This window comes from Echinicola salinicaeni (assembly GCF_014280965.1).
In the GTDB taxonomy this organism is placed as follows: Bacteria; Bacteroidota; Bacteroidia; order Cytophagales; family Cyclobacteriaceae; genus Echinicola; species Echinicola salinicaeni.
The window spans coordinates 94,568-108,982 of sequence record NZ_JACODZ010000011.1; the positions used below are offsets into that span (position 1 = coordinate 94,568).

Below are 14,415 nucleotides of genomic sequence, written 5' to 3' on the forward strand. Positions count from 1 at the left end.
ATATTAGATCATTGCTTCATCCGCAAAGCTAAAATAGCCAACATCTGTGAAAATCACATGATCTATTACAGGTAACTCTAAATTCCTTCCTAAATCCACCAGTTTCTTTGTCAATTGCTCATCTGCTCTTGACGGTTTACGGTTTCCTGATGGATGATTATGAACCAGAACAATAGCTGCTGCCCTATTTTCTAAAGCATATTTAAAAATCAGCTTTGGATCTGCCACTGTACCACTTGTTCCTCCTTGACTGATCATTTGCTTTTTTATCACATAATTGGCTCTATTCAAAATAATTATATAAAAATACTCAACAGGTTCATCCATAAGAACCGGTTTCATCAATTCATACACGTCATTGGATGAGGTTATCTTTATTCTTTTAGGCGGCTCAGACAGCTTTCTTCTCCTTCCTAGTTCCATAGCACTCACAATTGTAATCGCTTTGGCCTCGCCAATACCCTTAAACTTTTGCAAATCCTTTACACTCAATCGCGCCAAATCTGCCAAATTATAATTTGTACTTGATAGGATATTCTTTGAAAGATCAACAGCACTGATGGATTTGGTACCTGAACCAATCAAAATCGCTATCAACTCAGCATCAGACAATGCCAATTTCCCTTTTAACAAAAGCTTCTCTCTGGGCCTATCCTCTTCTGCCAAGGAGGATATCTTAATGGATTGATAAGTTTCCATAGAAAAAATATTATAAGGTAAAAAATAACAGCTAATTCTCTACCGTTTAAAATATTAAAAATAAAGCAATAAAAAAAGCTCCACCGATAAGGGTGAAGCTTTTAAAAATCTTTATACAACTTTGCTTAAGCAATAGCGTTAACAAATTTGGTCAAGCTAGACTTCTTGTTGGCAGCGTTGTTTTTATGAATGATGTTCTTTTTAGCAAGCTTATCAATCATAGAAGAAACTTTCTTTAATAGCTCTTGCGCCTCAGCTTTATCAGTAGTGTGTCTCAACTTCTTGATAAATGTCCTGGTCGTTTTAGCCTGATATCTGTTTCTCAAACGCTTGGCTTCGTTTGCACGAATTCTTTTTAGAGCTGATTTGTGATTTGCCATATCTTATTTTTACTTAAATTTCTTTTTTTCTACTCTTCCCTTAAATAGGAGTGCAAAGTTAACTGATTTATTTATAATCCCAAAAGGAATAAGAAACTATACATCAGAAAGTTTTATAAATAATCACACTAAACTACTCGTTATACTCCTAATCACATGCAAAGGTAAGTAATTTCATCTTCGATTATTTTGTTTTTTTTGACTAAATTTCAATATGAAGCGTTTATTATTTTTTTGCACTTTGTTTTTAATTGATTTTCAAAGCTTTGGAAGCTGGGGATTTTATGCTCATAAGAAGATTAACCAGCTTGCTGTCTTTTCTTTGCCCTATGAAATGCTGGGGTTCTACAAGGAGAACATCCATTATATCACTGAGAATGCTGTTAATCCCGACAAGAGAAGATATGCCATAAAGGGAGAAGCAGAAAAACATTATATCGATGCTGACATTTATGGTGACAGCGCAATCTACAAACTCCCTAGATATTGGAATCAAGCAGTAGCGCAAATTGGTGAGGATAGCCTCAGAAAATATGGGATCGCTCCTTGGAATGTGCATTGGGTGAAACAAAGCCTTACCGAGGCTTTCAAGGACAAAAATGCTGAAGCTATCCTTAGACTTTCTGCGGATTTAGGCCATTATATTGGAGACATAAATGTACCCTTGCATACTACAGAAAACTACAATGGCCAACTGACCGACCAATATGGCATTCACGGATTCTGGGAAAGTAGGATCCCCGAACTTCTTGCAGAGGACTTTGAGCTATTTGTAGGCAAGGCCTATTATATCGAAAACACTCAACTGGCGGCTTGGCAAGCTATAATCGATGCCCACGCTGCACTGGACAGTGTGCTGACCTTTGAAAAAACACTGAGCCAGAAGTTCAGGGCAGACAAAAAATATAGTTTTGAGGAACGTGGTTCCATCAACACCAGGGTTTATTCCAAAGAATTCACCATGGCCTATAACGACTTGCTGGCTGGCCAAGTTGAACGCCAAATGAAAAGGTCAATAATCATGGTGGCTAGTTTTTGGTTTACAGCCTGGATAGACGCTGGCCAACCGAACCTCTCCCCTCTCCTCCATCAAAAGATTCCTCTGGAACAAATGTCCCCACCTTCTCAAAGCCACCAAACCGATCAAAACAGAAAGCATGAACATTAAAAAAGCTGCCTCTTTAAATAGAGACAGCTTTTTTAATAAAATACTTTCCGTGCCCTAAGCTGATTTGAGATAAAAGCGAATACTGTTGGCAATTCTTGTAAAGGTATCTCTAAACTTATCTTCATTTTCCTCCAACAAAGTTACCCTAAACCCTCTTAAATTAGAGCAAAAGGAACTCACTGGAACTACGCAAATACCTTCTGAAGCCAATAAATTATAAACAAATCGTTTATCATTTGGCATATCATCCTCTTTTAGCCACTGGTCTAGATAACCTTTCACCCTCTCATCTTCTACAGGCAGATACTGTTTTTCATTGAGCATCTCCTCGTCAAAAACAATGGTATTATAGAAGGCTCCTTTAGTCTTATTGAATTTAATTCCTGGCACATCCGACAACACTTCTTCCATGATCCTACTTCTCATACCTATTCTTTCATTGGCCTCTTTACGGTACGGTGCATATTCCGGATGGCTCATTACTTTTGGAATGGCCAACTGCGGAAGCATGGTCGAACACACTTCAATCATTTTGGCATTTTCCAAGGTATTACAAAGCTTATTAAACTCTACCGAAGCATTCTTATTATAAAACTCCATCCACCCACATCTTGAACCTGGCCAAGGGAACTCCTTACTGATCCCTTTTAGGGAAATCCCAGGAAGATCTCCAACTACCTCCGACAAGGAAATGGCCTCATAACCATTATAGGTTATGTTCTGATAAATCTCATCAGCTATCAAAAGCAGATTAAATTCCCTGGCAATTTCCACAAACTGCTCCAAAACTTCTCTTGGATAAACCATCCCGGTAGGATTATCAGGATTGATAATCAGCAAACCTACGATATTCGGATTATACTTGACCTTATTATATAGATCATCCATATCCGGATACCAATTATTATCTGGATCCAATTTATAAGTAATCGGAAGAGTATTGGCATGAGCAGCTTCAGCAGAACTATGGGTAGAATAGGCCGGAGAAGGACCAATTATCCTTGCAGTAGGAATCAAAAACTGATAGAGTTTTGCTATCGCATCTCCCAATCCATTGAAAAAGAGAATATCCTCGGCAGAAATCTTCACACCATCACGCTGGTTATTAAGGCCAGCCAAAAACTCACGCGTTTTCAACATACCCTTGGAATCAGCATAGCCGTATGTCTTATCATCACTGACCAATTCCTGTACGATTTCCTTCATCCAGGCAGGAATAGTGTTGCTTTTCTGGATAGGATCGCCAATATTTTCCCAAGTAATTTCATGCCCTAGGCTTTCAATCACCTTTGCCTTCTTAACTATACCCCTGATCTCATAATTTAACTCATCAGCACCCGGAGCAAGCAGTATTTGTCTGATCATAGCAATACCAATAATGCATTTTCAAATTTCCGCCAAAGGTAGGGAAAATTAACTCCCCAACCTTGATTCACCACTAATATAATTTGGTGATTTTCTCTTAGCACAAACTATTAAACACTTGGTTATTTTATTTTTCTATACTTAATCCTTTTAGGTGTCACATCACCTAGTCTCTTCTTTTTGTTTTCCTCGTAATCGCTAAAATTTCCTTCAAACCAATAAACCTGAGAGTCTCCTTCAAAGGCCAAAATATGAGTACAAATACGGTCCAAAAACCATCTATCGTGAGAAATCACCACTGCACATCCACCAAAATTCTCCAAAGCCTCCTCTAAAGATCTCAAGGTATTTACATCCAAATCATTGGTAGGCTCATCGAGCAATAATAGGTTTCCATTTTCCTTTAGGGTCAAGGCCAAGTGCACCCTGTTCCTCTCTCCTCCAGACAAAACACCTACCTTCTTCTCTTGATCAGAACCTGAGAAATTGAACTTACTCACATAAGCCCGGGCATTCATTTCCCTATTTCCCAGTTTAATATTTTCATTTCCCTCAGATATCGTCTGATAAACAGTCTTTTGAGGATCCAAAGTATCATGTTCTTGATCTACATAAGCAAGCTGCACGGTCTCTCCTACTTCAAAACTCCCATTATCAGGCTTTTCATTTCCTGTGATCAATTTAAACAAAGTCGATTTACCAGCTCCATTTGGACCGATCACCCCCACAATACCTCCTTGTGGAAGAGCAAACTCTAAATCTTCAAAAAGCAACTTGTCACCAAAGGATTTCGAAACACCATTTACTTCTATGACTTTAGCCCCTAGCCTAGGCCCTGGCGGAATATATAGCTCTAACTTGGCTTCCCTTTCTTTAGCTTCTTCTCCAACGAGTTTCTCATATGCATTCAAACGGGCCTTGCCCTTGGCCTGCTTTGCCTTGGGAGTCATTCTAATCCAATCAAGCTCTCTCTCAAGAGTCTTTTGACGCTTTGACTCTGTCTTTTCTTCTTGTTGTAATCTCTTTTGTTTTTGATCCAACCAACTGCTATAATTTCCTTTCCAAGGAATACCTTCTCCTCTGTCAAGCTCCAAAATCCATCCAGCTACATTATCCAAGAAATACCTGTCGTGGGTCACTGCTATCACTGTCCCTTTGTACTGCTTAAGATGTTGCTCTAGCCAAAGCACGGACTCAGCATCTAAGTGGTTGGTAGGCTCATCCAACAATAACACATCTGGCTCTTGCAGCAACAAACGGCATAGCGCCACCCTTCTTTTTTCACCACCGGATAAATTCTTTACAATGGCATCACTAGGAGGAAGCCTTAAAGCATCCATCGCCTTGTCTAGCATCACATCCAGTTCCCAAGCATTGGCCGCATCCAACTTTTCTTGTACCTCACCTTGACGTTCAATTAATTTATTCATAGCATCCGGATCCTCCATCAAGGCTGGGTCCATGAATTTTTCATTGATTTCCTCAAACTCCTTCAGCAAACCAACCGTATCGGCAACAGCTTCCTCTACAACTTCTTTAACCGTTTTATCGGGATCCAACTGAGGTTCCTGCTCCAGCATACCCACGGAATAACCTGGAGACCAGACCACTTCCCCTAAAAACTCCTTATCCATCCCTGCAATGATCTTCAACAAGGAACTCTTCCCAGAGCCGTTAAGACCTAGTACCCCGATCTTGGCTCCGTAAAAAAACGATAGATAAATATCTTTCAACACTTTCTTCTGAGGAGGGTAAACTTTTGACACCCCCGCCATTGAAAATATAATTTTCTCGTCACTCATATTTTTTTAAATTACCTTATGATTTATATTTAATAGATCAACAAATATGGCAAATAATCGCCTTTCTTAGGATAAATGCATCTTAATTAATTAATTTGCAGAAAACAAGAATTAGCCTACTTACCACCAACCTATTGAATCGAAATGGAGCATCCATACGGATACATTAAAGACAGCAAAGTTTATCTAAAGGGTTTTTTGAATCAGGAAGACAGAGTGATCGGTGAAGTCAAAGAAAGTGAAGCTTCCACCATCAAATATTTTGAAGATCGCTTTGCTCTGGCGGAGAAAAAGGTCGCTGATCTCAAGAAGGATATAGAAGAAAACCAAAACAAGGGTTCTTTTCTTATGAAGTTAATCCACTTGAGAGAAGCCCTGATGACTTACGATGCCCTTGGAGATTTTGTCCCTCTAATTGAAGAACTAAACCAATTAGAAAAATACCTCAATGAAATCATCCACACCAACAGGGAGAGAAACCTCGAAATCAAAAAGGAACTCATCAAAGAAGCTGAAGCTATAAAGGACAGCACCGACTGGAAGGAGACCTCAGAAAAATTCAAGGATTTAAAGATGCGATGGATAAAAACAGGACCTGTCGCGCCTGAATTAAAAGAAGAGATCGAAAGTGCTTTTCAGAATTGTGCCGATGAATTTTTCGATAACAGGAAAAATTATTTTGAGGGTTTGGCCTTACAGGCTGATGAAAACATTAAGGTTTATGAAGCATTGGTAGTTCAAGCAAGGGAAGCCTTTGCCATGCACGATGCTAAACAAGCCTTTGAAATCAGTAAGAAAATCCAAAAACAATGGAAAGAATCCGGAAAGGTCCCTGCAGAAAGAAGGCAGCCTTTATGGGATGAATTTTCAAAATTGAACAACAGGATATTTAGTCGTTTTAAAAGAACCATGCAAAACGACAGGGCTCCAAGATTAAGGCCATTTGAAGTGGTCAAGAAAATCGAAAAGCTCGCTGAAGAAATGAGCTATCTTGCTCAGGGGGATTCTACTCCGGAAAAAATTTCCAAAGCCAAAAGATTACAGGCCGATTGGAAAACCCTTCCTCCGAAAAAGCCAAGAGAGGCACAACAATATTCGCGTTTATTCGTCTTCTTTACTGATGTGGTTTTTGAAAAATCGTTTCTCAACAAACTTGCCAGGTCGAAGTATGACAACTTCCATGATCTAAGCGACAGGGAAAAGAATCAAATAAAGATCAATATCATCAAAGACCTAATTGGACGTGATGAAAAGGAATTAAACACTGTAAAAGAAAACGCAGAAAAATTCCACTCTCACGAAAGTGACTTCGAGACTATGTTATACAGAAAACTCGGAGCTTACAAAAGAAAACTAGATGTTAAAAACCATATCTTAAAAGAACTTTCAAACAAAAATTAAGTTAAGGTTTTAAAACTTAAAAGATTTTATATTTTTGCACCCCGCACTGGGCGGAAAAACTAAAAATGTTGACACTATGTATTGGACTTTAGAACTTGCGTCTTACTTGGAAGATGCTCCGTGGCCAGCAACAAAAGATGAATTAATCGATTATGCTATTCGTTCTGGAGCTCCCCTTGAAGTAGTCGAAAACCTTCAAGAGCTTGAAGATGATGGCGAGCCGTATGAAAACATTGAAGAGATATGGCCTGACTATCCAACAAAGGATGACTTCTTCTTCAATGAAGATGAATATTAAAAAAAGGAGCCCTTTTTGAAGGGCTCCTTTTTTTCTTTTTGATCGCCAATGGCCTTCAGATTCCCAACACTTGCTTCAATCTATGCATCCCGTTTTTACTAACGGGAATGGATTTTCCGTCTCTTAATTTTAGTATCTGACTGTCTTTTTCGTAGGTTTCAATTTTAGAGATCTCCGACACTTTTACAATATAAGAGCGATGAACCCTAACAAAGAATTTCGGATCAAGGGCCTCTTCAAAATATTTCAGGGGTTTGTTTTTCATATATTTCTTCCCTGCAAAGAAGATATTCACATAATCATCATTAGCCTCCAGATAGCTCACATCTCCTACTGGTATTACCTGAATCTCCCCCTTATCTTTAACAACAATCCTGCGAGCAAAGCCTCCCATTATATCCTTAACTTGTAATTTACCCACATACCCCCTATTCCCCATCACAAGAAACTTTTGGATGGCTTGTGAAAACCTTTCCTTCGAAAATGGCTTCAAAAGGTAATCAAGCGCATGTGCATCAAAAGCCTTCATGGCAAATTCATCATAAGCGGTAGTGAACACAACCGCAGGCGGTTGATCCAATAGCTCTAACATTTCAAAGCCATTGATCTTTGGCATTTGAACATCTAAAAAAATTATATCGGGTTCATGAACCTGAATAGCCTTGAGTCCCTGAAAACCATCCGAACATATTTCCAACACTTGAAAATCAGGAAACTCTTCGAGGTACTCTTCCAACAGCTGAGCTGCCAAAGGTTCATCATCTATAATAACCGTCTTAATCATTATATAAAGGCAGTTTTAATTTTATATGGAACATATTATCCGACTTAACAAAACCCAAAAGATCGTTCCTTCCAAAAAACAAATAAAGCCTACGCTTTACAGACTCAAGCCCAAACCCAGTACCTTCCTCACTTACTGATTCCGGATCATAGGGATTTGAGATATTCACTTCAAGGTAATTATTAACTTTTTCAATTTTCAGACTTATCATCACATTTTCAACCAGCCCATAAAGGCCATGCTTAACGGCATTTTCCAATAAAGGCTGTAAAAGTAATGGAGGTAGCTTAAGGGCCAGACTATTTTCATCTACCTCAAATTTAACATCCAACCTATGGCCAAATCGTACTTTTTCGATTGCCAGAAAAAGCTTTAATAATTCCGTTTCATCCCCTACACTTACCCATTCGTTTTCATCCTTCCGGATAGTTCCCCGTAGAAATGAGGAAAGCTGCAAAATCATTTCTCTTGCCTTGTCCGGATTTCTTTTAACCAAGGCACTAATGGAATTAAGACTATTAAACAGAAAATGAGGCTGTAATTGTTGTCTCAAATAAAACAGCTCTGCCTCTTTTGCCATCTTTGTGATCATCTCCTCCCTATTTCTTACCTCCAGCTGATCTTCTAATTTTCCATTGACAATTAACACCAGAACATAGCCCATAAAGGCCAATAATACCAAGGCGCCCCTCAGCATCATAGACTGCTTTATAAACAACGTGTCACCTATCACAAAGGGCAAAACAAACCCTCCAGTAACAACCACCAATATAGCCATCACCAGAGGCAACAGGAATGCTAACCACAAATTTTCTTGTTGAGGCTTATAATACCTAAAGACATTCTCCAACAACAAAAAACCCACAAATAACAAAACAGTAAATACCCCACTATCAATCAGCGCCTGAGAAATCCCTTGGCCATAATAATAAAGCAGAAAAGATCCTCCCCCTAAAAAAAACAAAAAAAGGGGCAATAGCTTTAGCCATCCATACTGCGAGGAATTCAATATTTTACCAATCATTTAACCTCTTGGTTTTGGAAAGATCTATACATGCTTTTTAAGCTATACATGAAAACAACACTTTAGACCAAGTGCCCCAATAAACGATATAGGATGCCACTCATTTTAATTAATAATTTCCAGCTTAATTCCTAGAATGACTTGACCTCAAGTCCACCAAAAACAACAGTCCCAGTTATGGTAAGCACCTTACCTGACTCTTCTGTTCCCTTAGGGTACATCCGCTTATCCTCCACACCAGCAAAAATATTACTCACTCCCATTCTCAATTCCCAGTGTGGGGGCACCAATAACTTTACCCCTCCAAATGCAACTTCAATGTTTAAAACTGCATTTTCAGCCAAGTCTGCCTGAGTAAGATCAATCTCTGTCCCTCCAAAAATAGCAGAAATCTTACCGCCCTTAAATTTTTTGGACTGCACTCGTTTCTGTATTCCGCAAAACAATGCTTGTGAATTCAACATGTCAAGATCATCCGAATGAAAACTACTCGAGCCTGACCCGAAATTAAAATCCTTATCAGACATAAAAGTTTCTCCAGCACCTTTTCCTTTCCCTTTTAGTCCTTCTTTATTCATATTCCCAAAGTTCGAAAAGTCATTGAGTCTTGACTGCTTTTTGGTAAGCATTAAAAAGAGACCAAGCAAGATCAGGACTACAGGAACTATAAAAGCCCCTAGCTCGACTGGGAAGAAGTGAAATTCATTTTTTAGAAGGAAAAATCCACCAAACAGCAACATAAAAGCACCAAAACCGCTTCTAAAGTTATGTTTGGCCATGATCACCAATCCAATAGCTATGAAGATCATCGGCCAGGAAAAAATCCAATCTGGAATCCCAATACCTAACTTCCTTACCAACAGAATTAGCCCAACAGAAATCACAATTAAACCGGTAGTGAACCTACCTCCATCAGCATTTCCTATTCTTCTTGACATAGCTTTATTTTTTTATCCTACTACTATTAATTAAATAAAACTACTAAAGTCAATATTCAAATGGGAAAGTAAATAGGCCGATCACTAAATTTTCTCGGTAAACGGCATATTTTCATCGGTAAAGGATCATGACTTCTTTTTCTGAATCAAATAGTTGGCATAGTCCATATCTTCAGGAGTAGTAATCTTGATATTTTCCAAATTACCTGCTACCAGACTTACTTGCCAGCCTTGATGTTCATAGACCGTTGCATCATCAGTAAAGTGATGAAGTTCTGTCACATCAAAGGCCTTTTTAATTTTGGCCAAGTCAAAAGTCTGCGGAGTCTGAACCAATCTAAAGTATTCCCTTTCCTGAAAAAATGACTGGTTGCCGTCAGTCAACTTCCTAATGGAATCCTTTAAGGGTACCACCGCTATTCCACTGCCGTTCCTGGCCGCTTCCTGAAATGAATTCCTTATTACGGCTTCATCAACAAATGGCCTCACCCCATCATGAATTGCCACCAAACCTTCTGCCCAGTCGATACTTCCCAATCCATTTTTTACAGATTGAAAACGTGACATTCCACCCTCAACCAAATCATGTGGAATTTTAAAATCAAACTTTTCACATAATTCTTTCCAAAAATCAAAATCTGTTTCGGGTATCACCAGAACCAATTTCATCTCGGGATCAAAATCAAAAAAAACCTTCAAGGTATGCATCAAAACAGGCTTTCCTCCAATTTCCAAATACTGCTTTGGAATAGGAGCCCCCATCCTGGCACCTTTACCGCCCGCTACAATAATGGCTGCTTTTTTCATAATTCACTTTATTATTTTTGCCCAAAAGTAAGGCTTTTAAAAATATAGAAACTCCGAAACCGATTATGTTTACTTTACGAAAAAACTCAATAAAAAAGGCTCTTTTCAGAGCCTATAAATATTTAAATGATCAGCATGGCATCTCCATAGGAGAAGAACTTGTATTTTTCTTTAACTGCTTCTTGATAAGCCTTCATGATCAAATCATAACCTCCAAAAGCAGCTGTTGTCATCAACAAGGTTGATTCTGGCATATGGAAGTTGGTGATCAGGGCATTCGCAATTTTAAAATCATAAGGAGGAATGATAAACTTATCTGTCCATCCACTGGAGGCTTTTAACCTATTATTGGCAGTAACCGAAGATTCAATGGTCTTCAAGGAAGTAGTCCCCACTGCTACCACTCTTTTCTTCGCATCCAAAGCATTGTTTACCAAATCAACAGTAGGTTCTGGAATATCATAATTCTCAGAATCCATTTTGTGCTTGGTCAAATCTTCCACATCCACTTGACGGAAAGTTCCCAAACCAATATGTAAAGTGATAGGACTTACTTCTACTCCTTTAATTTCCAAACGCTTCAACAAATGAGGAGTAAAGTGTAAACCAGCCGTTGGTGCTGCCACAGCCCCTACATGTTCTGCATAAATGGTTTGATACCTTTCCCTGTCTTCCTCTTCTACTTTTCTCTCAATAAAATCCTTTAGAATTGGAGTTTCACCAAGCGCATCAATGGTTTTATAAAACTCTTCGTCCGTACCATCAAACAAGAACCGGATTGTTCTCCCTCTCGAAGTAGTATTATCGATAACCTCAGCTACCAAATCACTATCTCCAAAATAAAGTTTGTTACCAACACGGATTTTACGTGCAGGATCTACCAAGACATCCCAAAGCCTCAACTCTTGGTTTAATTCTCTAAGCAAGAATACCTCAATTTTGGCTCCGGTTTTCTCTTTGTTACCATAAAGACGTGCGGGAAATACTTTAGTATTATTAGTAACAAAGACATCGCCTTCGTCAAAATATTCAATGATGTCCTTGAAAATCCTGTGCTCTATTTCACCGGTATCCTTGTGGACGACCATTAAACGGGATTCATCCCTGTTTTCTGATGGATATAAAGAAATAAGCTTTTTAGGAACTTCGAATTTGAAATCTGATAATTTCATATATAATTTTAGAAATACGATGAATATTTTGATTTACGATACAGTCGTAAAAACCGCAAAGTTATAAAGAATTATAGCTAAATCTACTTATATTGACAAATAGTTTTTAAACAAAATTAATCAGGTGATAGTTTTTCGACTTATTTGGGAGAGTTTCAGGTTTGCCATTCAGGCTTTAAAATCGAACCTAACCCGTACAGTATTATCCCTATTAGGGGTTACAATAGGTATTTTTGCCATTATTGCTGTCTTCACCTTGGTAGATTCCCTCGAAAAAAACATCAAGTCAAGTTTTTCATTTTTGGGAACAAATGTATTAAGAGTAGACAGGTTTCCTTTTGCTGCTGGAGGCGAAGAATACCCATGGTGGAAATATTTCAGAAGGCCTCCAGGTAACTATTCAGAGTTTGTCTTCCTAAACGAAAGGCTTCAAAATGCAGAGGCAATAACCATTTCAGCTTCTTCCAATACCACCATAAAAAGAGAAAGTAGTTCTTTTCAAGGCGCTAATCTCCAAGGCGTGGTTTACGAACATCAAAATGTATATGATATTCCAGTCGTAGAGGGACGTTACTTTACGGAAATGGAGATTACCGCAGCAAGGAATGTGACTGTAATTGGTGCAAAAATAGTCGATGCACTTTTTCAAGGTCAAAACATCATTGGACAAGAAATAAAAATCAAAGGGGAAAAATTCACCGTCATCGGAATTCTTGAAGAAGAAGGAGAAGGATTATTCGACCTCCCTTCAAAAGACGATGCCTGCCTCATTCCCTATGGCGCTTTCGGAAAGATGTTTTACCTGGGGCGCTGGGGAATAGAACCTACCATTGCCGCAAAAGGCTTTGACAGCGACAGGAACCTGGTTTCATTGGAAAATGAAATGACAGGCTTATTAAGGGCCAAAAGAGGCCTAAAACCTATCGAAGAAAATAATTTTGCTTTGAATCAATCTGAATTTATCCAAAATGCCATCGGAGCAATATTTGATGTCATCAGTATTGCTGGTGCGGTAATAGGAGGATTCTCCATCTTGGTCGGAGGATTTGGAATAGCCAATATCATGTTTGTATCTGTCAGAGAACGGACCAATATCATAGGGATCCAAAAATCATTGGGAGCAAAAAATTACTTCATCCTTTTACAGTTTTTATTCGAGGCCACCTTTTTGAGTTTGTTTGGAGGTTTGGCAGGATTAATCTTGGTATTTGGCATCACCTTCGTGCCCTTGGGATCGCTGGAAGTATTCCTATCAGCCAAAAACATCATTTTAGGCCTTGGACTTTCTTCAAGTATAGGCATGCTTTCCGGTTCAATTCCCGCAGCAATGGCCGCCAGAATGGACCCTGTAGAAGCTATCCGAACAAATTAGGCACAAAAAAAAGGAAGCTGTCGCTTCCTTTTCTCATTAATTATACAAATAGATCGATTAATTTTCTTCAAGTTCTTCTTCTACAGCTCCGTTCAAACCTGCTTTGGTTTTAATTTTCACTTCAAGTTCTTCCATTAATTCAGGATTATCCAAGATCAATTTTTTCACCGCATCCCTTCCTTGGCCAAGTTTATTCCCCTCATAGGAGAACCAAGAACCCGCTTTTTTGATTATATCAAACTCGACACCCAAGTCAATAATTTCACCAACTTTAGAAATCCCCTGACCATACATGATATCAAACTCTACCACTTTAAACGGAGGGGCTACTTTATTTTTCACCACCTTCACCTTGGTTCTGTTACCAAGTATATTATCAGCACTTTCCTTAATCTGACCTATCCTTCTAATATCCAATCTTACGGAAGCATAGAATTTAAGCGCATTACCACCTGTGGTAGTCTCTGGGCTTCCAAACATCACCCCAATCTTATCCCTTAACTGGTTAATAAAGATACATGAACAACCTGTCTTATTGATAGCACCTGTCAGCTTTCTCAAAGCCTGGGACATCAACCTGGCCTGAAGGCCCATTTTACTATCGCCCATTTCGCCTTCCAGTTCACCCTTTGGCACCAAAGCCGCAACGGAGTCAATCACGATAATATCAATAGCCCCAGAACGGATTAAATGTTCTGCAATCTCCAAGGCCTGCTCACCATTATCTGGCTGAGAGATCAGTAAGTTTTCTGTATCAATCCCCAATTTTTCAGCATAGACTTTATCAAAGGCATGTTCAGCATCAATGAAAGCGGCCAAGCCTCCTTGCTTTTGCGCCTCAGCAATACAATGCATGGTCAAAGTAGTCTTACCAGAGGATTCAGGACCATACACTTCAATAATTCTGCCTTTCGGCACCCCTCCTATACCCAAGGCCATATCCAAGCCCAACGAACCTGTAGAAATCGATGGAATATCAACGACCGTATTGTCACTCAGCTTCATGACAGTACCTTTACCGTAGGTTTTTTCTAATTTGTCAATCGTTAGCTGAAGTGCTTTTAGTTTTTCAGTATTTTCACTCATATATCAAAAGGTAGAAACTTGATGTGTAATTTAATACGTGAAAGTAATCATTCGTTGCTTTAATATCAACTTTCCCAACAACCATTGTTTTATAATGACGTTTTTATAAATTAGAAAAT

At 38.8% G+C, this 14,415-nt stretch carries 14 protein-coding genes; 4 read left to right on the forward strand and 10 right to left on the reverse strand.

All coding sequences use genetic code 11. The features are described from left to right. Positions 1–3 precede the first annotated feature (3 nt). Together radC and rpsT are read right to left on the reverse strand one after the other, a co-directional pair. Positions 4–699 (reverse strand): RadC family protein, encoded by a 696-nt coding sequence (gene radC, locus H7U17_RS19060; RefSeq protein ID WP_186758445.1) that lies wholly within the window; start codon positions 697–699, stop codon positions 4–6. Between the two features lie 125 nt (positions 700–824). Then, the gene (gene rpsT, locus H7U17_RS19065) at positions 825–1,079 is read right to left on the reverse strand and encodes a 30S ribosomal protein S20 (RefSeq protein ID WP_186758446.1); all 255 of its coding nucleotides are present in this window, start codon (positions 1,077–1,079) and stop codon (positions 825–827) included. 214 nt (positions 1,080–1,293) lie between these two features. Between rpsT and H7U17_RS19070 the strand changes: the two genes are divergently transcribed. Beyond that, a complete protein-coding gene (locus H7U17_RS19070; protein WP_186758447.1) occupies positions 1,294–2,247 on the forward strand; it encodes a zinc dependent phospholipase C family protein in 954 nt (317 codons plus the stop codon). A 54-nt stretch (positions 2,248–2,301) separates the two neighbouring features. Here H7U17_RS19070 and H7U17_RS19075 read toward each other — a convergent pair whose 3' ends face one another. Both H7U17_RS19075 and ettA read right to left on the reverse strand, forming a co-directional pair. Beyond that, complete coding sequence (locus H7U17_RS19075; protein WP_186758478.1) at positions 2,302–3,609, reverse strand: pyridoxal phosphate-dependent aminotransferase; 1,308 nt, start codon at positions 3,607–3,609, stop codon at positions 2,302–2,304. Positions 3,610–3,734: 125 nt separating this feature from the next. Then, positions 3,735–5,414 carry an energy-dependent translational throttle protein EttA gene (ettA, locus tag H7U17_RS19080; RefSeq protein ID WP_186758448.1) on the reverse strand — a complete coding sequence of 560 codons (1,680 nt, stop codon included), beginning with the start codon at positions 5,412–5,414 and terminating at the stop codon, positions 3,735–3,737. Positions 5,415–5,558: 144 nt separating this feature from the next. On the opposite strand from ettA, the gene H7U17_RS19085 reads away from it, so the two are divergent. Next, positions 5,559–6,815, forward strand: coding sequence for a DUF349 domain-containing protein (locus tag H7U17_RS19085; protein WP_186758449.1), 1,257 nt, complete (start codon positions 5,559–5,561; stop codon positions 6,813–6,815). A gap of 76 nt (positions 6,816–6,891) precedes the next feature. Next, positions 6,892–7,113: a DUF2795 domain-containing protein gene (locus tag H7U17_RS19090; RefSeq protein WP_008625540.1), complete on the forward strand. Its 222-nt coding sequence runs from the start codon at positions 6,892–6,894 to the stop codon at positions 7,111–7,113. Between the two features lie 55 nt (positions 7,114–7,168). On the opposite strand, the gene H7U17_RS19095 is transcribed toward H7U17_RS19090, so the two are convergent. The 5 genes from H7U17_RS19095 to queA form a co-directional block, all read right to left on the reverse strand. After that, positions 7,169–7,897: a LytR/AlgR family response regulator transcription factor gene (locus H7U17_RS19095; RefSeq protein WP_186758450.1), complete on the reverse strand. Its 729-nt coding sequence runs from the start codon at positions 7,895–7,897 to the stop codon at positions 7,169–7,171. Further along, entirely contained in the window at positions 7,890–8,921 is a 1,032-nt protein-coding gene (locus tag H7U17_RS19100) for a sensor histidine kinase (protein ID WP_186758451.1), read from the reverse strand. Before H7U17_RS19100 ends, H7U17_RS19095 begins: the two co-directional genes overlap by 8 nt. Before the next feature lie 131 nt (positions 8,922–9,052). Beyond that, positions 9,053–9,859, reverse strand: a complete 807-nt coding sequence (locus tag H7U17_RS19105) for a LiaF transmembrane domain-containing protein (protein ID WP_186758452.1) — start codon at positions 9,857–9,859, stop codon at positions 9,053–9,055. Positions 9,860–9,985: 126 nt separating this feature from the next. Beyond that, positions 9,986–10,666: a 2-C-methyl-D-erythritol 4-phosphate cytidylyltransferase gene (locus H7U17_RS19110; RefSeq protein WP_186758453.1), complete on the reverse strand. Its 681-nt coding sequence runs from the start codon at positions 10,664–10,666 to the stop codon at positions 9,986–9,988. Between the two features lie 122 nt (positions 10,667–10,788). Then, positions 10,789–11,838, reverse strand: coding sequence for a tRNA preQ1(34) S-adenosylmethionine ribosyltransferase-isomerase QueA (gene queA, locus H7U17_RS19115; protein ID WP_186758454.1), 1,050 nt, complete (start codon positions 11,836–11,838; stop codon positions 10,789–10,791). A 124-nt stretch (positions 11,839–11,962) separates the two neighbouring features. Here queA and H7U17_RS19120 point away from each other — a divergent pair, with 124 nt between their 5' ends. After that, a complete protein-coding gene (locus H7U17_RS19120; protein WP_186758455.1) occupies positions 11,963–13,210 on the forward strand; it encodes an ABC transporter permease in 1,248 nt (415 codons plus the stop codon). A 57-nt stretch (positions 13,211–13,267) separates the two neighbouring features. On the opposite strand, the gene recA is transcribed toward H7U17_RS19120, so the two are convergent. Beyond that, the gene (gene recA, locus H7U17_RS19125) at positions 13,268–14,296 is read right to left on the reverse strand and encodes a recombinase RecA (RefSeq protein WP_186758456.1); all 1,029 of its coding nucleotides are present in this window, start codon (positions 14,294–14,296) and stop codon (positions 13,268–13,270) included. Between the last annotated feature and the right edge of the window lie 119 nt (positions 14,297–14,415).

Excerpts from the sequence above, each read along its gene's own strand:
- H7U17_RS19090 (WP_008625540.1), top strand. The coding sequence starts at position 6,892 with ATGTATTGGACTTTAGAACTTGCGTCTTACTTGGAAGATGCTCCGTGG.
- rpsT (WP_186758446.1), bottom strand. The coding sequence starts at position 1,079 with ATGGCAAATCACAAATCAGCTCTAAAAAGAATTCGTGCAAACGAAGCC.
- H7U17_RS19070 (WP_186758447.1), top strand. The coding sequence starts at position 1,294 with ATGAAGCGTTTATTATTTTTTTGCACTTTGTTTTTAATTGATTTTCAA.
- H7U17_RS19085 (WP_186758449.1), top strand. The coding sequence starts at position 5,559 with ATGGAGCATCCATACGGATACATTAAAGACAGCAAAGTTTATCTAAAG.
- H7U17_RS19105 (WP_186758452.1), bottom strand. The coding sequence starts at position 9,859 with ATGTCAAGAAGAATAGGAAATGCTGATGGAGGTAGGTTCACTACCGGT.
- H7U17_RS19095 (WP_186758450.1), bottom strand. The coding sequence starts at position 7,897 with ATGATTAAGACGGTTATTATAGATGATGAACCTTTGGCAGCTCAGCTG.
- recA (WP_186758456.1), bottom strand. The coding sequence starts at position 14,296 with ATGAGTGAAAATACTGAAAAACTAAAAGCACTTCAGCTAACGATTGAC.
- ettA (WP_186758448.1), bottom strand. The coding sequence starts at position 5,414 with ATGAGTGACGAGAAAATTATATTTTCAATGGCGGGGGTGTCAAAAGTT.
- radC (WP_186758445.1), bottom strand. The coding sequence starts at position 699 with ATGGAAACTTATCAATCCATTAAGATATCCTCCTTGGCAGAAGAGGAT.
- queA (WP_186758454.1), bottom strand. The coding sequence starts at position 11,838 with ATGAAATTATCAGATTTCAAATTCGAAGTTCCTAAAAAGCTTATTTCT.
- H7U17_RS19100 (WP_186758451.1), bottom strand. The coding sequence starts at position 8,921 with ATGATTGGTAAAATATTGAATTCCTCGCAGTATGGATGGCTAAAGCTA.
- H7U17_RS19110 (WP_186758453.1), bottom strand. The coding sequence starts at position 10,666 with ATGAAAAAAGCAGCCATTATTGTAGCGGGCGGTAAAGGTGCCAGGATG.